Raw genomic sequence first — 20783 nt, 5'->3', positions numbered from 1 at the left:
TGACGTTTCTTGACATTAATTATTTATCATCGACAAAGGTGATTGTAAACCTGCATTCGATGGGAACGGCGGACGATACGGTCGTGATGCGCAGCACTTCGCACGGCGTTTTCGATTCATAGGCGGCCGAATACCAGCCCAGCGGCGGATTCTCGGCGCCGCGCACCAGCTCGAGGTGCAGGTCTTCGCCGCTGGCCTGCATCTGCAGCACGAAACGCTTGCCGCGCACCGACAGGCCGTGGCTGGTCAGGCGCACGTCCAGGCCGGGTGCGAAGTGCCAGAAGGCCTCGACCTTGTGGTGCTTCCTGGCGGCAACCTCGTCGCGCACGGTCAGGGTATTGCTGGCGCCGTCGAAGCGCACGCTGCGCAGGTGCAGCACCGGGTCCGGCAGGCGCGCATAGCCGTCGTGCGAACCGCGGAAGTCGAATTCCTGGGGCGAGGCCGGCATGCGCTCGATGCTGGCGCGCGCCTTGCGCAGCCACATGAAGCGCCCGCCCGATGCCGACTGGTCGAGGCCGTCGACGCGCACGGTGTTGTGGCTCGAGGTGCCGCGGAAGTAATCGCGCCATTTCTGGTCTTGCCAGTACGAGTAGGTGCCGGAATCGACCAGGCAGGCTTCGCCCGCCACCGACAGGCTCAGGGCCAGCGCATCGGCGTGCCCATGGGCGGCGATGCCGAGATAGCCCAGCGGGCCGCAGTCGAGCACGCCTTTGATCTCGTTCACCTCGCCGAAGTGGTTGCCGAACAGCAGGTAGCCGCCGTCGGGGAAGGACCATCCGGACTCGACTTCGTGCGGATCGCAGTCGGGCCGCCCGCCCGGCAGCGCGTGCAGCAGCCAGCGCACGCCCGGGTGGTGGTCGGGCTGGCCGCCGAACACGGTGTCGCCCAGCGCCAGCAGTTGCGCGGCGCGGTCCGGGCCCGGCCGCCCGGTGCCGGCGTGCAGGCGGAACACGCAGCCGTCGTCGGCATCGCCGACCATCGGCAGGCCGCCGTCGACGTCGCGCACCGAGCGCAGGAAGCGCAGCGCGCGCTGCAGCACGGTCCAGTAGGCGCGCGAGAAAGGGCGGCTGCGCGCTTGGCCGCGCGCCTGGCCGTGCGCCTGACCCAGCAGTCCGGCCACGAACAGGCATTCACAGGAAAACATATGATAGGCAAACGCCTGCTCGCGGTTGACGCCGTCGCGCGAGAACTGGGCCTGGGCCTCGTGCTCCAGTTCGCGATGCGCCTGGGCTTCCCAGTCCTTCGATTCCTTCCAGCACGGCCAGGTGACGGCGCCGGCATACAGGCCGGCCATTTCGGCGATCAGGTGGTTGTTGGCCGAGGAATGGCGCGACGGGTGGCGCGCAATGGTGCGGCAGTGGGCGTGGATGCTGTCCAGCCAGTCGGCACGCAGGCGCTGCCCGCCATCGCCTTCGAACAGGGCGCTGTGTTCGCCGCCCACCAGTTGCCAGATCAGGCTCCAGTTGACGAGGCGGATGCCGAGCTCCATCGAGCTGGTCCAGTTGGGTCCCGTGAGCGGCGGACAGGCTTCGAACCAGCTGCGCAGGTTGTGCGCCAGCGCGTCCAGCCAGCGCGCCTCGCCCGTCAGGGCCCAGGCCTGGGCCAGCGTCACCAGGTGCAGGTGGCGGTTCAGTTCCCACACGTGCTTGATGTCGCCCACCAGTTCGCGGTCGCCGATGGCGATGTCGCCGCGGTACAGCGACGGCGCGACGACGCCGGTCTCTGGATCGCGGTTCCAGGCGGTCGGCACGCCGACGTCGAAGCGGCGTTCTGCGAACAGCACCACGTGGCCCGCCTCGATGCGCTCGGCGTCGAGCAGCAGCGCCTCGACCTCGGCCCGCTCGAGCGCCGGCGCGCCGCGCACGCCCAGGCTCAGGGTGCGCGGCAGCGGCGGCGGCGCGGCGCGGCCGACCGAGCGGCGCGCCAGGCGGATCGTCGCCGCCTGGCGCAGCCGGTAAGCCAGTTCCGGCACCGACATGCAGCGCAGCCGGTTGACCAGCCACGCCATGCGTACTGTTGCGTTCATCGATTTTCCCTCACCGTTCTTTCATCGCGCCTCATTGCGCGCTTATCGCGTTCTCTTCCAGCAATTGCGCGTACAGCGCGGACAGTCTGGCGCACACCACGCCGGCCGCGTAGTGTCGCTCGACGGCGGCGCGCGCCGCGCACGCCAGCCGCGCGCGCAATCGCGCGTCGTCCAGCAGGCGTCCGATGGCGCAGGCCAGCGCCGCCGCGTCGCGCGGCGCGACCAGCAGGCCGCGCGCGCCGTCGGCCAGCGCTTCGGGGATGCCGCCGACCCGGGTGGCCACCACCGGCGCCCCCGCCGCCATCGCCTCGAGCACCGACATCGGCAAGCCTTCGGCATGGGACGGCAGGCAGAACAGCCAGGCGCGCGCCAGCTGCGCATCGCGCGCAGCGGCGTCCAGCCAGCCCGGCGTCTCGACCCGGTTGGCGACGCCGAGTTCGGCGGCGCGGCGCCGCACCCAGTCCAGGTCGCCGCTGCCGCCCAGCACCAGATGCAGCCCCGGGTGGCGCGCGGCCAGGGCGGCGCAGGCTTGCAGCAGTTCGTCCACGCCCTTGGCCGGGTCGAGGCGGCCCAGGAACAGGATACGGCCGGCTTCGGCCTGTCCAGGCGCCGCCGGCGCCGTCAGGCGCACCGGATTGGCAAGCACCTCGACCCGCGCGCGCGGCGCGCATTCGCGCACGCAGGCGGCCCAGGCGGGCGACAGCGCGATCACGCGCGAGCTTGCTTCCAGGGTGTGCCGGATCCAGCGCCGCAGCAACGGTCCGGCCTCCACCAGCGCGTAGCGCCGAAAGCCGCCGCCATGCAGGTGGAACACGGTGCGCGCACCGCCCCTGCGCGCCATGAGCAGCACCAGCGACTTGCGCAGGAAACTGGCATGCGATCCGGCGTGCACATGGACGATGCCCGGCTTCTGCCCGGCGCCGAGGCAGGCCTGCCCGGTGCGCCACAGGCCGCGCAGCGCGCTGCCGAGCTTATGCAGGCGGCGGCCCTCGGCGTGGGTCGCGACGTAGGCGATGCCCTCGCGCTCGAACAGGCCGTCGATGCGCAGCACCTCGACCATGCTTGCGATGCCTCCCCTGCCCCCCAGCGCGGTTCCAACCATCAACACGCGTGGGGACGCCACGTTCATGCAGGCGCCTTTGAGAAATGTGTCGCAATCCTGATCATGAGGTTCATGCACTTATGAAAGGGACAATATTTACGATCATACATGGCAACTTGTCGAATCTCGCGCACGATTCAACCGTCGACGGCGATGAACTCGAACTTGCCGTTGGCGCCGCGTGGAATCGCCTCGACCCGCTCCACCGCCACCTGCACGCCGGGCACTCGCTGCAGGAATTGTTCGCGCAGGGCGGCTTCGTCGCCGCTGCCGAAACCGTCGGCCGCGACGACCCGCAGGGTGAAGCGGGCCTGGCCGTGGTAGCGCACCTGGCCCTCGAGCAGGCGCAGGCCGCTGCCCTGGAACACGCGGTCGAGGCGCGCCACCATGCGGCCGTCGGGCAAGGTGAGGATGCGCTCCTGGCGTCCGATCACGGCATCGAGCGTCGGAAACACACGCCCGCAGGGGCAAGGATCCGCCTTGCCCACGCGCACGGTATCGCCGGTACGGTAGCGCGCGAGCGGCATCGCGGCGTTGTTCAGGCTGGTGCCGACGAGTTCGCTGCTGCCGTCGGGCAGCGCCAGCAGTTCCACGCCGCCGTAGTCGCTCAGCAGGTGGTAGCGACCGTGCTCGCAGGTGCCGATGGCGGCGACCCGCTCGGCCTGCCCATACCAGTCGTACACGACGACGCCGAAGGCGCGCATGACGGCCGCGCGCACGTCCGGCTCCAGGGTCTCGGACGAGGTCATCACGCCGCGCAGGGCCCGGCCCGCATAGCGGCGCCCGGCCGCCTCCAGCCAGTGGGCGATGGCCTCGACCGACGATGGATAGGCGTGGATCACCACCGGATCGTAGGCTTCCAGCGCCGCCACATAGGCGCCGATGGTCGCGTTGGACAAGTGATAGGACGACATCACGAGCAGCCTGCCGACCGGGTCGCGCCGCCAGTAGCGCCCGTCATGGGGATGCTCGTCGCACACGAGGTCGCCGCGGATCCAGGCGCGCCGCTGCCCCGGGCGCCAGCCGATCCAGCGCAGCTGGCGCTGGATGAAGGCTTCTTCGCGGATCACGGCGCCGAGCGACTGTACCAGGGTGAGCGGTGAACCGGAAGTGCCGCTGGTGCGGATCGTGTTGCGCAGCAGCGAGCCGAAGCGGCGCGGCCGCAGGTGGCGCGCGGGGTCCTGGCGCAGGGCCGGCTTGGCGAGCAGGAAGGCGCCGGGCGGCACCGCGTGCAGCCGGGTCGCGTCCGGCGGCACTTCCACGCCGAGGCGGCGCGCGCGCCGCGCCACGTAGGCGTTGAGAATGGCCCCGGACCGCTCGTTGCGCATGAGAGAAGGCAGCACCAGCAGCCGCGCCGGCAGGCCGCGCGCCAGCAGGCGGCCGAGCGACCTGAACGCCAGCGCGAGCGTGCGCGCATCCATCAGGCGCCCCGCCCGGCCAGGATGCCGGCATAGGCCTCGGCCACCACCCGCCCCAGGATCGCGTAGCTGCGGTGTGCCCTGACCCAGCCTGGTCCGCGCGCGCGACAGGCGGCGGCCAGGCCGGGTTCGTGCAGCAAGCGGCGCACGGCGCCGGCGAAGGCCGGCGCCTCCATCGGCACGCACAGCCCGGCCCCGCTCTCGGCCAGCACCCGGGCCTGGTCCGGGATGTCGTTGGCCACGCCGGGGATGCCCAGCGCCAGGTACTCGACCAGCTTGGTCGGCGAAGAAACGTCGTACAGGACGCCGCGCGGGATCGGCGACAGGCCGACCTCGGCCCGCACCGCATAGCCGAGCGCCGCTTGGCGCGGCAGCCAGCCGGTCAGCAGCACGAGCCGTTCCAGCTTGCGGCGCGCGATCTCGGCGCGCATCCAGGCCATTTCGTCGCCCGAGGGGGCGTCGCCGGCGATCACCAGCAGGATATCGGGCACATCAAGGGCGAGCTGCTCGACGACGTCGAGCAGGAAGCCGGAGCCGCGCGCCTGCGCGACCCGGCCCAGGTAGAGCAGCACCCGCCGCCCGTCCAGGCGCGGATCGAGGCTGGGCGCGACCCGCGCGCGCGCACACAGCGTGAGATCGACGCCCATCGGCACCGCCGTCATGCGCGTGCGCGCGAATCCCTTGCCTGCCAGCCAGTCGGCCATGGCGTCGCTCTGCACGAACACATGGCGCGCGCCCGGCAGCACCAGCCGATACAGCAGCCAGCGCGAGGCCGCGGCGCGCGCCGCATGCGCCAGCCAGCGCGGCCCGCGGCCGCGGCGTGCGATCTCGTCGCGCCGCGCCTCGAAGCCTTCGACGATCGGGAACGACATCCAGTACAGGAAGGGCACGCCGAGCGCGGCGGCGGCCAGGCGGCCCAGCAGGCCGGACGCGATCTTGTCGCGCACCTGGATGCCGTCCGGCCGGCGGCGGCGCCAGGCGCGCGCCAGGCCCAGCAGGTCCCAGGCGGGCGCCAGCACGCTGGCGTAGCGGCTGCCCAGGCTGCCCACGGCGTGCATGCCGCCGCCGCCCCACTCCGGCGGGCCGGCGCCGCCGGACTGGCCGACCAGCTCGCTATCGACGCCATGGCGCGGCATCTCGGCGCCGAACAGGGTCAGCAGGTCGGCGCGCACCGGCGGCAAGGGGTCGCGCACGATGAAAGCGATGGAACACGGCTTGCGCATGGCGCCTCGTATCGATGGGTGGGACCTACGATACTAGACCGGCGCCCGACGCAAACGTTTCAGCTATCGCAGACTTGCGCGCTAGCGTCCGGCGTCGCGGTCGTCCTTGCCGTATTCGCCCGCCTTCTTGGCCGGCGCGCGCAGGATGGACAGGATCACCAGGCCGAACAGCGCGCTGAGGATGGCCGTGGCTTCGCGGCCCATGCCGGCGGCCACGCCGATGGCGGCCGTCATCCAGACGCTGGCGGCGGTGGTCAGGCCGCGGATGTCGTTCTGTTCCTTCTGCTTGAGGATGGCGCCGGCGCCCAGGAAGCCGATGCCGGCGGTGACGCCCTGCAGCACGCGCGACAGGTCCGACACCTCCATCCCGGCCTGCAGCGGGATCAGCACGAACAAGGCCGAGCCGACCGAGACCAGCATATGCGTGCGCAGGCCGGCCGAGGCGCCGACCGTTTCGCGCTCGTAACCCAGCATTCCGCCCACCAGGGCGGCCACCAGCAGGCGCACCACGATGACGGTCACGTCTTCGGCATTGCCCAGGTCGGAAAATTCACGCTGTATTGTCAGCCAGCTTTGTGTCCACCACACTTGCATTCCTCCATCCTTTGTCCGGTTCGATTTCCGGTAAATCATGCCATCCATGCAAGATCCGTGTCGCCACGCTCGGCCGTTGGCGCCTGCGTAAAGACGCGGCATGCCGTTGCGCTTTTCGTATAATCGGCAGCGCAGCCAACCTTCACGAGGAGAACCTGATGGAAACGATGGAGATCTATCGCGGACGCCTGATCGACCACATCCAGCTGGTGGTGCGCGACCTGCCCGCTTCACGCACGTTCTATACGGCCGTGTTCGATGTGCTGGGCATCCCGCTGGCCGGCTCGGGCATTGATTATTTCTGGCCCGACGAGTTGTTCGTCTCGACGGCGGACAGCGAAGCGGCCCAGGGCCAGTTGACCGGCCGCCATCACCTGGCTTTCCAGGCGCGCGACCGCGCCATGGTCGACGCCTTCTACCGTGCGGCGCTGGCGGCCGGCGGCAAGGACAATGGCGCGCCGGGCGAACGGCCCTATCATCCGGGCTATTACGGCGCCTTCGTGATCGATCCCGACGGTAACAATATCGAAGCCGTGTACCACGGCGAAGCGACCTTCAGCGCGCGCGAGATCAAGATCACTTTCTGACCAACAGCGTCACGCCAGCCGGTCTTGCTTCCATGCCAGCAGGCGTGGGAGCAAGGCGGCGCTGGCGTGACTGTCCAGTTTGCGGCAGAAGTGGGCGCCGGAAGCCTTGACGCGCTCGAAGTCGCCTTCGTCGAGCACCTTCGGATGGCAGGCGCCGCCTTCCGGCCACGCGATGTAGCGAAAATTATGCGGCAACACACGATCGGCGAACTCCGAACGCATCACCAGCGTCTGGAAGAACAGCTCGTCGGGCGACTGCACGCTGCGGCAAAAACGCAGCAGGCGAGGATGTGCGTCGGCAAGGCGCAGCAGCGCGCGCGCACAGTCGCGTGACAGGGTCCACCAGCACGAGCCGCCGTAGGGGACCAATCCGTCTGGCAAATGCCGGGTGCGCCGCAGCAGGCGCAGGCCGCGGTTGGCGGCGGCGCAGGCCAGTCGTTCGGCCAGCATGCCGCCGTCGCGATGGAAATAGGCGTAACGGTGCATCACGCGCCAGCCATGGGCCGCAATCGGCGCGGTCTCAATCAGCTCGTAACCGCGCATCCTTGCCAGCTCGGCTTTCAACAATGGATTCGGCAACAGCGGGAAGTCCTGGGCCGACATGAGGATGAGCTTGTCGAAATCCGGGGCTTCAGGCAGGATCTGGCGCATCGATGCCAGCGTGGACTCGACCTGGGACACGTCGCCCCAGCGCACGGCGACCCGCTCGCGCACGAGGCGGGCATGCGGATGCAGTCGCGCCGGGTCGAGCGCGCTCTTGCCGTCCAGGTGCACATAGACCAGGAAATCGGGATCGCACAATTGCCCGATCAGCCTGTTGAGCTGGTCCATGTCCTTGTGCGCACAGATCAGGAACACCTGTTTCATCGGCGAGCGCGGCTCCACTCATGCGCGCCAGACTAGCATCGCGCATGAATCGAGCGCGCCACCTAGGCGCCAGGCTATTAGTTCAAGGTCACGCTCTGGCCGGCGACGGTCACGGTGCGCACGGTGCCCGAGGTGGCGATGCTGACCGGCGGCTTCTTGCAGCCGACGTCGAGCAGCACCAGGAACTCGGCGGTCGACTTGCCGTCGTTCTTGAGGTAGAAGGCGCCGTGGTCCTCGATCACGTTCACCTTGGCGCCCGGCCCGATCCACTTGGCGAAGCTGGCGTCCGCGTTGAGCGAGCGCAGGCACAGCGACTGGCCGCCGGCCGACACCTTGACGTTCTGCGCGTTCTCCACCGTCATGATGACCGGGGTGTGGATATTCCACTCGTAGGTGCGGGCGATCGTGCTGGCCAGGCGGTCGCGCACCAGGATCGCATTGCCGGCATTGCGCAGGTGCCAGACCTGGCGCTTGGCCATGGTCAGCTGGCCGCCATAAGAGGCGGTGGCGTCGCCCTCGACAAAGTCGTAGGCGGGCTGGGCGGCGAAGCCGGTGATCTTGCCGTTGCGCTGCAGCTGTTCGCGGTAGCCGGTCACCAGCTGGCCCTTGCCGCCGTCGAAGGTGATCGCATTCTGCGAGCGGGTCTGGTGATACCAGTCGCTCCAGTAAGGCGAACCGTACCAGTCATACCAGCCGGCCTTGACCAGCAGCGGCTGGCCCGCGCTGGACAGCAGGATGCCGTTCTGGTCGCCATGGCTGTGGTTGAACGAACCGTAGGGGCTGGACTTGAAATACAGCGAGGTGCGGCTGCTGGAGCCGATGTCGGTGTGCATCGAAGCCCAGCCGATGCTCGGATAATAGGCCGAGTTGGTCGGCGGCGTCTTGGTCATGGTGCCCTTGATCGGCATCGGGTACGGCGCTTGCAGCAGGCTCAGCGTATCCTCGGTGCCGCCCAGGCTGGCCACGTACCAGGCCGCGCGCGGCGACACCATGCGCGAGCCGAAGGCATGCCAGACGCGGGTGTCGGGCTTGGTCTCGGAGCCGTCGCCGAAGGCGTGCACGCGCGAGCCCGGCGGCGTGAACTGGGTGGCGAAGTCGAGCAAGCCCTGGGCCCAGGGCTTGGCATAGAAATTCACGCCCGACGCCTGCGACATCGGATCCCACAGCGCGACCAGGTAGCCGGCCGCATATTCGGCATAGGCGGTGCCGTTGGCGTAGCCGCCCTCCTCGCCGCTCCAGGGCGACGGCGAGTTGGCATAGGCACGGAACGAGAAGTCGAACCACTTCTGCGCCTCGGGAATGTCGCCCAGCGCCAGCGTCGAGATCAGCGACAGGAAGATCAGGCTCGTGTTGCCGTGCGAATCGAAGGGATACTGGTCGAGGCGGCCATTGTCGCCGGCCAGGTTGCCGTAGATTTCCTCGGCGCGGATCCTGACCGTGTTCAGCCAGCGCGCGCGGCGCGGCGCGTCCAGGTCGGCGGCCAGGATGTCGACCGCCTTGATCAGCGAAACCGAGATCTGGCGCGTGGCCTGGTCCTGGTTGGCGTAGCTGGTCGGCCCTTTCGGGTCGAGGGCGGCCATCTGGTCGCCGCGGCGCAGCGCTTCGTCGAGGAACAGGCGGTCGCCCTTCATGCGCCACATCACGGCCGCGGCCTCGAGCTGGCGGCTGGCTTCGTTGATGCGCTGGCGGATGTCGGTCTGCTGGCTGGCCATGGCGGCCGTCAGCGGCGAGCTGATCACGATCGGCCAGCGCGCATCGCTCAGCGCCGGCACCGCGTTGATCTGCAGCTTGATCTCGTTCATCATGCGGCTGACGTAGGGGTCGAGTTCGGCGCGCTTGGCGCTGTTCCAGCTGGCATACGGTGTAAACGACGACGGCAGCGCGCGCGGACGCGCCTTGGCCGTGATGCGCGCGCGCAGCGTGGCATTGTCCGGCACCTCGAACAGGTTCGACCTGCTGGTGATCGAGAAGGCGCGCGGCGTCGACCAGTCGTCGCTGCCGACCGGACGCACGCGCCAGGTGTACTTGCCCAAGGCCAGGGCCTTCGGCGGCAGGTACCAGTTGCGCTCGGTGACGACCTTGCTCGGCGCACCGCCGCTCGGCGTGATCTCGAGCTCGTAGGCGGCGGGGCCGTTGGCGTGGCGAGCCCAGGTGAATCCGGGCGGATTCTGGGCCTGGACCTGGTTCAGGTCCGGGCTGGGTTGGACGACCAGGGGATCGGGGGACTGGGCCCAGTCCGCGCGCGCGCTCATGCATACGAAGAGCGACGCCAGCGCCAACGCGTGGACCAGACCTTTCCGGTGAAAATTCATGCTGAAGCTCCGAGAGAACGAGAATTGTTCAGGGATCGCGCCGCGATCGGGCGCTGGATCGATACCTGCTGCAGGCGTCGGGCGACGCTTGCTTGACGGGAACAATGTTACCGCAGGTTTTTTTGAACAAAATCAACTTCCCCAAGGAAACAAGAGGTTTATTTGCTTTCGCGCCCTCCATTCGCACGAATCCAACACGACGGATTTAACATTTGGTGAACAGGATGTTCTGTCCAGTAACTGTCGTGCTCGATGTGGAAAGACTGTGCGATAACTGGGAGCATGCGCTAGCTTTGCGCCTGGCCATCCGCGCTGCGTTGCAGACGGCGCAAGGCATGCATGCGCTTCAGGTAGCGCAGGCAATAGATGCCGAACGACAGCGGCGCCTTGTCCGCATGGCGCCGGCGCACGGCGAACTCCTCGCGCCGCGCCGCGATCCGGTTGCGCGACGAGACGCTGCCGGCATGGTCGCGAAATACGGCCAGCACCGCATCGACCAGCGCCGGCCGGCTGAGCGCCCCCAGCCGCAGCCACAGGTCGACGTCCATCGCATAGCGCAGGCGCTCGTCGAAGCCGCCGACCAGGGCGAACACGTCGCGCCGCACGAACACGGCCGGGTGCGGCACCCAGGCGCGGCCGGCGGCGTAGGAGCGGTAGGAGAACGGCGGCATCGCGTTCGGCGGCAGCAGGCGGCCCTCCCTGAGCACCTGGATGTTGCCGACCACCCAGGCCGGCGGGCAGCCGCCGCCCGCGTCGCCGTCGCCGTCGCCGTCGCCGAGTATGCCGCCAAGCTCTTCGATGCGCCGCCCGACCGTGGCCAGCACCGCCGGGCCGGCGTAATAGTCGTCGGAGTGCAGGTGGGCGACGTAGCGGCCGCCCGCCGCGGCGATGCCCTGGTTCATGGCGTGGCCGATGCCGCCCCGCACGTCGCGCAGCACGCGCTTGGCGCCGGGATAGGCGGCGATCATGTCCAGGGTGGCGTCGCTCGAGCCGGCATCGACGAAGATGTGCTCGAGATCGCGGCAGGTCTGGGCCTGGACCGAGGCCAGCGTGTCAGCCAGCGTAGCCGCGCTGTTCCAGGTGCAGGTGACGATCGAGAAGGTCGGCTGGTTCGGCATACAGCTCCAGTAAGGTGGGCAGCAGGCGGGCGGCGTCGGTTCCGAAGTCGGCCGGCGGCGCAATGCGTGGCGGCGGCGCCGCCGCGAGCAGGCGCGCCAGCCGTGCGACCAGCGTCGGCATGGTGCGGGCCAGCGCCAGCTGGCCCGAATACTGGGCGTACTGGGCCAGCTCGGGCGTGCCGCCGCGCGCCAGCGCCAGGCAACCGCGGCCCAGCGCCAGCGCTTCGAGCACCGTGGTGCTGCAGGCTTCCTCGCACAACGACGGCACCACGCACAGGTGGGCGCGTGCGGCCAGGGCCAGGGTGGCGGCATGGTCTTGCCAGCCGAGGAAGCGCACCTGCGGACCGGCGTGGCGCCGCTCCAGCGCCGCGCGCTGCGGACCGTCGCCGACGACGGTCAAGTGGGTATGGGCTGGCAGGTGGCCGGCGGCGGCGTCGAGAAATTCCGCGAACCCCTTGCCGGTGTCGATCCTGCCGGCCAGCACCACCTCTCCTGCCTGCGGCGCCGGGGCGGCCAGGGCCAGCGCGCGCAGCGAGGAATAGTCGACCAGGTTGTGGATCACGCGGCTGCGCGCCAGGTCGGCATCGGGCACCGCGCGCAGGAAACGGCGACGCAGGAAGTGGGACACGAACACTGTCTTGTGGCGGGCGAAGGCGCGCGCGGCCTGGCTGCGGTAGCCGCTGACGGCGAGCGCCGTCAGCGCCGTGCGCACCGGGCCGGGACTCGGGGCGGCGTGGCGCGCGCTGCACGCCGTGCACGCGCCCGGCGCCAGCCGCTCGCACACGGCGTCGTCGACGAAGCGCAGGTGGGTCAGGCATTCGCTGCCCTGGTCGTGGCGGGTCTGCACGAAGTTGATGCCGTCCCGGACGTACAGGCCCGTCATCGGCAGGTGGCCGTGGTAGTGGACCACGTCGAAGCCGGCGGCATGGGCATCGATGGCGCGCGCGATGCGGCGCGCAAACCAGGGCCGCTTGAGCGGATTGAAGACGCCCAGCTGCGCCTCTTTCCAGCCGGGGCGCACGATGGCGAAACCGGGCCGGAAGCGTCCGGCGAAGCCGATCTGGCGCGCGGGGTCGGCCGAGGGCCGGTCGGCGCGGCCCAGGATCTCGACCGCATGGCCCTCTTGCAGCAGGCGGTTGGCCAGGGTCACCACGTGCTTGCCCAGGCCGCCCACTTGTTCGCCTGGCAGATCCTCGGACACCATCAGGATGCGCATGCCTCACCCCCGCTATCAAAGACGTGAGCTCTCGGGCAGGACGACTGCCGTGCCCTCGAGGCGAATGTACCGTGGCGACATGCAAGGCGTCCTGACAGCACCCTTTCGCTCGAAACGCGGGAGATACGCCCGTGCGCTGGCGCGGTGTATGGCCCGACCGTCACGCTGCCGCCGAAGGTGCCGAATCGGTGATGTCGACTGTCCGCCACCGCATATGGTTGGACATCCATGGCGCTACTTGAGTTCAGCGCCCCGGCCATCCTCAACCGGCCCTGGCGCGCGCCGGCTGGCAGCGCGTCTTGAGGCGGGCCCAGGCCAGGTCGCGGTCGCCGCGCTCGATCACGAACAGCGCTCCATGCAGGGCCAGCAGGAGCACGGTGGCGGCCAGGATCGCGAGGAAGGCGCCCAGGCTATCGTCGAGCAGGGCCTCGGCCGCGCCGGCGGCGATGGCGACGGGCGCGATCCCGGCCAGCCCCGGCACATAGCCATGGACCAGCAGGCGCCGCAGCGGGGTCGGGACGGTGCGGCCATGGACGTAGACCAGGAATGCCGTGGCGAACAGCAGCGAGGTGGCCAGGTGACCCCAGGCGGCCCCAAGGATCCCCCACCCGGCCACGCCGGCGTAGACCATGCCCAGCCCGGCCAGCGCGCGCACCACGGCGAACAGCCCCGAGACGCGCGGGTGGCCCATGCCGTCGTTGACCAGAGACGGCAGGCTGGTCAGGGAATCGACGAATTGCGACAAGGCCATCAGCGCCAGGATGGTGGCGCCGTGGCGCGCGAAGGCGGCGTCCATCCAGTAGCCCAGGATGCGATGGGCGAACACGGTCAGCAGCACCAGGATCGCCGCGTTCAGGTAGACCACGTAGCGCGTCGCCTTGAGGTAGACCGCGTCCAGGCGCGCCAGCTCGCCCCTGGCCGCGAGCGCGCTGGCGGCCGGGAAGGCCACGGCCGACAGGCGAAAGCTCAGTCCCAGCACGCGGTTGGCCAGGGTGGCGGCGACCGTGAAATACGCGAGGCCGGCGACGCCGACCAGGGCCCCGATCACCAGCTTGTCGGCGTGGGCGTACGACAGCGCGGCGAAGCGCGACAGGAAAGTCCAGCCCGAGAAGCGCAGCAGGGCCGCGCGCACGCCGGCGCCCGGCCAGCGCCAGCGCCAGTCGGGCAGCAGGCGCCGGACGGCGCGCCACAGCACCAGAGCGTGGATGGCGCTCGCGACCACGCGCAGCAGGACCACCTCGAACAGGCCGCCGCCCAGGGCCAGCACGCCGACCGTGGCCAGCGGCACCAGCGTCCCGAACGCCATCTCGAGCCGGCCTGAAATATCGTAGCGCATGAGCGACTGCGGCACGCTGTTCAGGTAGATCTGCAACTGGCCGCACAAGAACGCCAGCGCGGCCAGTTGCAGGGTCGCGCTCGCCTCGAGGCGCAAGGCCGCCGGCACCGCGAACACGGCCTCGATCAGCCAGGCCGCGCTCAGCCAGATGCCCAGCGCGCCGAGCAGGCCGATGGCGACATAGGTGGCGAGGCCGAAGGACAGGGTCTCGGCGACCTGCCGCGCGTCGCCGTTGGCCCGGTGCTGGGCGATGTACTTGACCGAACCGGCCGTGAGGTTGATGTCGATCACCGCGAAATAGCCGACGATGGCCGTCACCAGGGAGTACACGCCATAGCCGGCCTCGCCCAGGCCTCGCACCACCAGCGGCACCGTGCCCAGCATCACCAGCGCGGGGACCGCCGCCCCGAGCAGGTTGGACCAGGCGTTGAGGGCCAGGCGCAGCTTCATCACGCCGGCGCCATTGGGCGCCGCGGCGCGCGCTGCCAGGCCGGCCGCTGCCAGGACGGCCGCTGCGCCGCTTCTTGCGCGGCCGCCAGCGCCAGGTAGGGCAGGCTCAGGCATAGAGCCAGCATCTGGGTGGTGCGCACCTGCGGGAACGGCGTGCCGATCAGCAGGTCGGGAATCATGAACGCCAGCCCCGCCGCCCCGGCCGCGCCCAGGCCCAGCAGCTCGGGCGGCAGGCTGCGCAGCGCCCGCTGCGCGCCCACGACGAAGGCGACGATGGTGCCGGCCAGCAGCACCGTGCCGAGCAGGCCGCTCTTGAGCGCGATGTGCAGCACCCCGCTGTGCAGGAACAGCCCGCCGTCCGGGTTGCCTTGCCATGAAATGGCCTGGTAGCCATGGTAGCGGCCCCAGGCGCCGATGCCGGCCAGCGGGTGCGCCAGGAAATCGGCGAACGCCAGCTTGAGTTCCAGCACCCGTTCGCTTTCCGGACCGAAGCGGCGCGACTGCATGTCGTACAACAGCCCACCGACCCCGCCGCCGCCCCCGCCCGCCTCGCCTGCGGCGCGCGTCTGCGCCAGGCGCCGCGCCGCCACGAAGGCCATGGCCGCGCCGGCCAGCGGCATGGCGGCCAAGCCCAGCTGCAGGCGGCGCGCGGGCGGAAAGCGCCACAGCACGACTGCGAACGCCAGCAGGAAGCCGATCCAGGCGGTGCGGCGATAGGACAGCACGACGCACAGCGTGGTGGCAAGCAAGGTGGCCCACGCCAGCGCGCGCCACGGCCGGCCTTGCGCCGGCGTCGGCGCGCCGGATGGCGCCTGGAACAGCGCGACGGCGGCGATCGCGAACGCCAGCGTGCACAGCAGGCTGTCGTTGATGTCGAAGAAGGTCAGGCGGATCTGGATCGCATTCATATTGGCATACACATTGTTCGGGTCGCCGCCCGATACCGCCCAGCGGCCGAGGCCGAACAGCGCGCGCGCCAGACCCGCCAGCATGATGAAGCGCGCCAGCTCGAGCGCCTGCTCACGGGTGCGGAAGGCCAGCAGCATCAGCGAGACGAGCGGCGCCATCCAGACGATATTCGAGAAGCCCGACGGCGCCAGCGACTCGGCCAGCGGCACCCCGGTGGCCAGCCCGACGCCGACGTGGGCGGCCAGCAGGACGGCCCAGGCCAGGAACCAGGGCCGCAGATTGCAGGCCGGCGCGGCCTGGCGCGGCCGGCCGGGCGCGAAGTTGTTTGCGCTGCCGTTCACGCAGTGATTCATGAAACTGGCGGACATGCGGGCGCACAGCCAGGCGCCGAGCACATACCACAGCACCACGCCGAAGAACAGCATGCCCGAGCCCCGGCTGTAGATGCTGCGTGACGCGAACACGGCCAGGTTGCCATAGCTGGTGGAATTGACCCAGAAAAAGACCAGCAGATAGGGATAGACCAGGAAACGCGGCCAGACCATCCCGACACCGATCCCCAGCACGGCCGCGAGCGACAGTCCGATGACGAACAGCCACGGCAACGAATAATAGATATAGGGCAGGATGTCGTTCATCGCCGCGCCGTCGCCGGGTCAGTGGCGCGCGCTGCCGACGGCGCGCGACGCGTCGGCCGTGGCGCGCACGGTGTCGGCGCCGATCAGGTGGGCGCGGTCTCCCGGCGCCAGCACCGCGAGCAGGTCGAGCACGAAACGGTCTTGCACCCGCCAGGCGGCATGCTCGTCGGAACCGATGGTCGATACCCGCACCAGCATGCCGTCCGGGATCTCGCCCGACAGGCCGTAGGCGAGGCGGCGCAGCTTTTGCTGGATGCCGGCCTTGGTCGCCTTGTCGCCGATGGTGATCCAGTAGGTGATCGGCTCGTTACGCTCGCTCAGGCGCGCCACCAGGCGCTTGACCGGCAAGCGGCCATGGCGGGTGGGCAGCAGGTCTTCGCTGTCCTCGACCAGCTCGAAGCCCTGGGCCACGTAGCAGACCTCGGGCAGGTGCAGCTGCAATGCCCTGCTCTGGTCGCCGCCATAGGCGATCGACAACATCACCCGCTGGCCGTGGGCGTCGATATAGGTGCGCGACAGGGTCTGGTCGTAGATCTTCGCGAGCACGCCCTGCTGCTCCGGGTCGGGCTGCAGGGGCACGACGCCCGGGTCGACCGTCCAGGCGCCGAAGCGTTGCGGAATCATCTGCTCGAGGCTGAAGCGCTCGTGCGGCAGCGGCGCGCGCGGCGCCGGCGTCAAGGCCCCGGTCAGCGCCGAGGTGGCGGCCATGGCCAGGCCCAGCACGATGCTGACGGCCAGGTGGCGGCGCGCCGGTTTCATCGGGCGCCCCCGCGCAGTGGACTCGGCGAGTTCGGCGAGTTCGGCGAGTTCGGCGGGTTTGGCCAACCGTGGCCGGGATGGCGCGGCTGCTCGCGGCGCTTGATGAACCACTGCAGGGCCGCGTCGAGCGCCAGGATCATCAGGAGCGCCGTCACGAACAGCACCATGCCGGCAAAGCCGTGCAGGAAGCCCTGCCCGGCCGCGTCACCGAAATAATAGGTGATCAGGGTCAGCGCGATCACGCGGATCACGTTCGCGGTAAACGAGACCGGGACGATCAGGATCGCCAGCGCCAGATTGCGAAAGGCCGACGGATGGCGCATCAGGTTCAGGTAGAACAGGCCCAGCGCCTCGAGGGTCAGGAGGGTCTGCAGGCCGGCGCAGGCATCGGCCACCAGCAGCTGGTACTGGCCGATCTGCAGCACCACGCCGGAGCGCGAAATCGGACAGCCGGCCGCGAACAGCAGGTGTTCGGTGGCCCAGGACACGGCCATCTTCATCGGCATCGTCACCGCCGCCACCAGCTCGCTCGGCAGGGGCACCATGAACAGCATGAAGAAGAACGGGAACCACAGCAGGCGCAGGGCGCGCGCGCCCAGCTTGAGCAGGACGGTTGCCGCCAGCACCGCGAGGATCGAGGCGACCTCGAACATCAGGATCTTTTGCGAACGGCCCAGCAGGTGGATGCCCAGGCCGAACACCAGCACCGCCCAGCCGATCCAGTGCGGCCGCGGCGGCGCGCTGGCCGCCCGCACCTCGGGCCACTTGCGCCAGATCAGCCACAGGGACAGGGCGAAAATGATCGGTCCATGGCCCTGCTCTTCGCCGATCCAGGCGCCGCTGAACAGGTCGCGGAACGTCGGCCCGAACAGCAGGGCCAGGCCCAGCATGACCGGCCACCATTCGGGCAAGGCCTGGCGCAGGCCGGCGCCCAGGCCAGGGTCGCGGCCAGGGTCGGGGCCAGGACCGGGGCCAGGACCGGGGCCGGGATGCACGCCGTGCCGCGGGTCCATGCTAGAACTCCATCACCACCGAACCGACCACTTCGGCGCCGGCATCGACCATCTGCCCGGCCATGCGCGCCATGTCGGCGATGCGGGTGCGGTGCTTGCAGGCCACCAGCAGCACGCCGCCGGCCCGGCCCGCCACCGCCAGGGCATCGGCGCCGGCCGTAAACGGCGGCAAGTCGAGCAGCACGACGTCGTGGCGGCTCTCCAGCTGCGCCGCCAGGGTGCGAAAGCCTGGCCGCGCCAGCAGTTCTTGCGGATTCGGCGGCAAGGTCCCGGCCGGCAACACCGACAGGTCGGCAAAGGACGGCACGCGCAGGATGGCGTCCAGGTCGGCCCGCCCCGCCAGCATATCGGACAGACCCTGGCGCGGCCGGAGTCCGAACAGTTCATGCTGGCGCGGCGCGCGCAGGTTGGCGTCCACCAGCAGGGTCTGCTCGCCGAGCTGGGAAAACACCAGCGCCAGATTGGCGGCGAACAGGCTGGCGCCATCGTCCGGATCGGCGCCGGCGATCGCCAGCGCGCGCCGCCCGCGCGCGAACCAGCGCAGCGTCAGCTGGCTGCGGATCGCGCGCAAGGCCTCGACCTGGGGCGCAAACGGTTCGTAGGCGGCGACCAGCCTGGGCGAGAGCCTGGCCTGCCCTTTCTGCAGATAGGGATAGGCGAACTGCCGGGCCAGCGCCTGCTGGATGTCGTCCTCGCTCACCAGGCCGAGGCGCAGCGCCGCCTCACCGAAACGGATGCCCAGGTCTTCGTGGGTGCGCAGCACGCGCTCGGCGTCATCGACGCTGAGCTTGCCCGCATCGACCAGCAGCGCGCCCATGCTGGCGTCGCGGCCGGGGCCGCTGTGCAGGGCGGATAGCACGGATGAGTTCATGGCGAGTCCTCGGCTCAGCTCAGCTCTGTTCAGTTCAGGCGCGGTTGCCGGCCGGGCGCCATCAGCCGGCGAAGACGGCTCTCCCGCGCGGGCGGCGCCTGCCAGGCGATGGCGCCCAGTACCGGAATGCCCAGCATGTCTTGCAGGTCGCTGCTGGAGCGCACCGGCCGCGCCAGCAATTCCAGCAGCAGCGCCAGGCCGACGCCGAGCACGGTGCCGAGCACGATCGCAGCCAATGTATTGAGCAGGATGCGCGGGCCACTCGGCGTCGTGGGGGCCACGGCCGGGTTGAGCACCGAGACGTCGGATTGCTCGGACAGGGCCTCGATCCGCGTCTGCGAATAGCGCTGGCTGGCCGCATCGAAGGCGCGCTGCGCGCCTTCGAGGTCTTTCAGCAAGGGACCGAGCTCGTCGCGGGTGCGGTTGAGCTCGAGCACGCGTTCCTTCTGCGCCGCCAGCTCGCTGCGCAGCTCGGCTTCACGCTGGCGGTAGACGTCGGCGTTGGCGCCGACGCTGCGGCTGACGCTGCCCAGCGCACTGCCGAGCTCGGCACGCAGCTTGCCGGCTTCGGCGGCCGCGGCCTGGTATTGCGGGTGGTTGCGCCCGAAGCGCGCCCCGGCCTCGGCCAGCTTGGCCTCGGCGCTGGCCAGGTTCATGCGCAGGTTCTGGATCAGGGTATTGTTGGCGACGTCGGGCGAATCGACGGCCGCGCCGGCGGTCCCGGCCGCCCTTTCACGCGAGCCCGCTTCCATGGCCGCAGCCTGGGCCACCACCAGCTGGGCGGCCAGGTCGTTCAGGCGCGACAGCTCGACATCGACCCGGTTGTTGTCGAGGCTGACGATGCCTTTTTCTTGCTGGTACTTCGACAGGCGGGCCTGGGCCGCCTCGAGGTTGTCGCGCAACTGCCTGGTCTGTTCGTTGAAGTACAGCGAGGCGTTCTTGGCCGGCTCGGTCTTGAGCTGCACGCCGACCCGCCGGTATTCCTCGGCGAAGGCGTTCGCGACCGCGGCCGCGAACACGGGATCGGCGCCGCTGAAGCTGATCTCGACCACGCTCGACTCGCGCGACGGCATGATCTCGAGCTTCTGGAGCAGCAGGTCGGCCAGCCAGTCGCGCACCGTCCCCCTGCCCTCGTTGGCTTCCTGGAATTGCTGGACGACGGCCGGGCTCGACGCCAGCCGCAGCGTGTCGACGACGCGCAGCGCCACGTTCTTGCTGCCGATGATGTCCATTTGCGTTGCCATATATCCCGGCATCAGTTGCCCTGGCATGGTCAGGCCGGTGAGCGGATCGACGCCCTTGTAGTTGAGCAGCACCGATGCCGTGGCCTCGTAGGTCTTTTGCTGCACCACGCTCCAGCCGAGGGCGAGCAGCACCGTGACCAGGAGCGTTCCCAGGACGATTTTCTTACGGGCCAGCAAAATCAGCAGAAATTGATGCACGCTCATGACTCACCTTTGCATGCGGGGACCGCGTCCAAGCCCGGCGAGAAGCCGATGCCGGACACGCTGCCGTCAGAACCAGCTTTCGCGCACCACGATCACGTCGTCGACCTGGACCGTATCACTGGCCTGGACGTCCAGCGTGACCGGCTTGCCGCTGGGGTCGCGGCGCGTGACCTTGATGCCGTTGTCGCTGCCGCGCGGACTCAGGCCGCCACCGGCCGAGATCGCCTGCTGGACCGTCATGCCGCGCTCCAGGCGGAACGGCCCGGGACGGCTGACCTCGCCGGTGACGTAAGCGCGCGGCGCCCGCTCCACGAAGATGATGTCGCCGCCGGCGACCTCGTAGTCCTTGTCGAGCTCGCCCTTGCGCACCATGTCGACCACATCGATGGTCTCGCGCGTCGTCTTGCCGTCACGCGTGCGCACCAGGCTGATCATGTCGCCGCCATCGCCATGGATGCCGCCGGCCAGCGCCAGCATGTCGAGCACCTTGCGCCTGCCTTCGACCGGATAGCGGCCCGGCCGGTTCACCTGGCCCAGCACCGACACCTGCTGGCTGGCCAGCGTGGTCACCAGCATGTTCACCTGGGCCCGCTTGATGTAGCCCCCCTTCTCGAGCTGGCCGGCGATCTTCTTTTCGGCGGCGGCCACCGACAGGCCGCCGACAGCCACCTGGCCCAGCAGCGGGAACGTGATGTGGCCACTCTCGCTGACGCGGGTCTCGATCGACAGGTCGGGGCTGCCATACACGGACAGCTTGACCACGTCGCCGGCGCCCAGCAGCACCTCGGTCGCACCGGCCACGCTCATGCCCAGCATGAAGGCGGCCCCCGTCATCCACTTGATCCAGCGTTTCATCGTCAGTCTCCAGGCACGTCGTTGGGAAGTCCTTCGCAAGC

At 69.7% G+C, this 20783-nt stretch carries 17 protein-coding genes; 1 reads left to right on the top strand and 16 read right to left on the bottom strand.

Features of this window, described 5'->3' with window-relative positions; translation table 11 throughout:
• Nucleotides 1-19: 19 nt before the first annotated feature.
• The 5 genes from HMPREF9710_RS19510 to HMPREF9710_RS19490 form a co-directional block, all read right to left on the bottom strand.
• Complete coding sequence (locus HMPREF9710_RS19510) at nt 20-2026, bottom strand: heparinase II/III family protein (protein ID WP_005669189.1); 2007 nt, start codon at nt 2024-2026, stop codon at nt 20-22.
• A 31-nt stretch (nt 2027-2057) separates the two neighbouring features.
• Nucleotides 2058-3155, bottom strand: coding sequence for a glycosyltransferase family 4 protein (locus HMPREF9710_RS19505; protein WP_005669186.1), 1098 nt, complete (start codon nt 3153-3155; stop codon nt 2058-2060).
• 110 nt (nt 3156-3265) lie between these two features.
• Nucleotides 3266-4549: a phenylacetate--CoA ligase family protein gene (locus tag HMPREF9710_RS19500; RefSeq protein ID WP_005669183.1), complete on the bottom strand. Its 1284-nt coding sequence runs from the start codon at nt 4547-4549 to the stop codon at nt 3266-3268.
• Nucleotides 4549-5769 carry a glycosyltransferase gene (locus HMPREF9710_RS19495; protein WP_005669180.1) on the bottom strand — a complete coding sequence of 407 codons (1221 nt, stop codon included), beginning with the start codon at nt 5767-5769 and terminating at the stop codon, nt 4549-4551. The genes HMPREF9710_RS19500 and HMPREF9710_RS19495 overlap by 1 nt, the downstream gene beginning before the upstream one ends.
• Nucleotides 5770-5850: 81 nt before the next feature.
• On the bottom strand, nt 5851-6363 hold the full coding sequence (locus HMPREF9710_RS19490) for an MgtC/SapB family protein (protein ID WP_005669177.1): 513 nt from the start codon (nt 6361-6363) through the stop codon (nt 5851-5853).
• Between the two features lie 158 nt (nt 6364-6521).
• On the opposite strand from HMPREF9710_RS19490, the gene HMPREF9710_RS19485 reads away from it, so the two are divergent.
• Nucleotides 6522-6950, top strand: coding sequence for a VOC family protein (locus HMPREF9710_RS19485; RefSeq protein WP_005669174.1), 429 nt, complete (start codon nt 6522-6524; stop codon nt 6948-6950).
• Nucleotides 6951-6959: 9 nt separating this feature from the next.
• On the opposite strand, the gene HMPREF9710_RS19480 is transcribed toward HMPREF9710_RS19485, so the two are convergent.
• From HMPREF9710_RS19480 to epsE, 11 genes are all read right to left on the bottom strand, one after another.
• The gene (locus tag HMPREF9710_RS19480; protein WP_005669173.1) at nt 6960-7817 is read right to left on the bottom strand and encodes a beta-1,6-N-acetylglucosaminyltransferase; all 858 of its coding nucleotides are present in this window, start codon (nt 7815-7817) and stop codon (nt 6960-6962) included.
• 77 nt (nt 7818-7894) lie between these two features.
• The gene (locus HMPREF9710_RS19475; RefSeq protein WP_005669171.1) at nt 7895-10129 is read right to left on the bottom strand and encodes a heparinase II/III domain-containing protein; all 2235 of its coding nucleotides are present in this window, start codon (nt 10127-10129) and stop codon (nt 7895-7897) included.
• 287 nt (nt 10130-10416) lie between these two features.
• Nucleotides 10417-11247 carry a glycosyltransferase family 2 protein gene (locus HMPREF9710_RS19470; RefSeq protein WP_081589965.1) on the bottom strand — a complete coding sequence of 277 codons (831 nt, stop codon included), beginning with the start codon at nt 11245-11247 and terminating at the stop codon, nt 10417-10419.
• Nucleotides 11183-12463, bottom strand: coding sequence for a glycosyltransferase family 4 protein (locus HMPREF9710_RS19465; protein WP_005669167.1), 1281 nt, complete (start codon nt 12461-12463; stop codon nt 11183-11185). Before HMPREF9710_RS19465 ends, HMPREF9710_RS19470 begins: the two co-directional genes overlap by 65 nt.
• A 262-nt stretch (nt 12464-12725) precedes the next feature.
• Nucleotides 12726-14363: an oligosaccharide flippase family protein gene (locus HMPREF9710_RS19460; protein WP_229409863.1), complete on the bottom strand. Its 1638-nt coding sequence runs from the start codon at nt 14361-14363 to the stop codon at nt 12726-12728.
• Nucleotides 14249-15796: an O-antigen ligase family protein gene (locus HMPREF9710_RS19455; protein WP_005669164.1), complete on the bottom strand. Its 1548-nt coding sequence runs from the start codon at nt 15794-15796 to the stop codon at nt 14249-14251. The genes HMPREF9710_RS19460 and HMPREF9710_RS19455 overlap by 115 nt, the downstream gene beginning before the upstream one ends.
• 18 nt (nt 15797-15814) lie before the next feature.
• Entirely contained in the window at nt 15815-16555 is a 741-nt protein-coding gene (gene epsI / locus HMPREF9710_RS19450) for an exosortase-associated protein EpsI, B-type (RefSeq protein ID WP_005669163.1), read from the bottom strand.
• The gene (gene xrtB, locus HMPREF9710_RS19445) at nt 16552-17568 is read right to left on the bottom strand and encodes an exosortase B (protein ID WP_005669161.1); all 1017 of its coding nucleotides are present in this window, start codon (nt 17566-17568) and stop codon (nt 16552-16554) included. Before xrtB ends, epsI begins: the two co-directional genes overlap by 4 nt.
• Nucleotide 17569: 1 nt before the next feature.
• On the bottom strand, nt 17570-18439 hold the full coding sequence (epsG, locus tag HMPREF9710_RS19440) for a chain length determinant protein tyrosine kinase EpsG (protein ID WP_005669158.1): 870 nt from the start codon (nt 18437-18439) through the stop codon (nt 17570-17572).
• A 29-nt stretch (nt 18440-18468) separates the two neighbouring features.
• A complete protein-coding gene (gene epsF, locus HMPREF9710_RS19435; RefSeq protein WP_005669156.1) occupies nt 18469-19887 on the bottom strand; it encodes a chain length determinant protein EpsF in 1419 nt (472 codons plus the stop codon).
• A gap of 66 nt (nt 19888-19953) precedes the next feature.
• Complete coding sequence (gene epsE / locus HMPREF9710_RS19430; protein WP_005669154.1) at nt 19954-20742, bottom strand: polysaccharide export protein EpsE; 789 nt, start codon at nt 20740-20742, stop codon at nt 19954-19956.
• Nucleotides 20743-20783 lie beyond the last annotated feature (41 nt).

This window comes from Massilia timonae CCUG 45783 (assembly GCF_000315425.1).
GTDB lineage: Bacteria > Pseudomonadota > Gammaproteobacteria > Burkholderiales > Burkholderiaceae_D > Telluria > Telluria timonae.
Note: the sequence above shows the minus strand (reverse complement) of the source record. Positions and strands in the feature narration are given on the sequence as shown.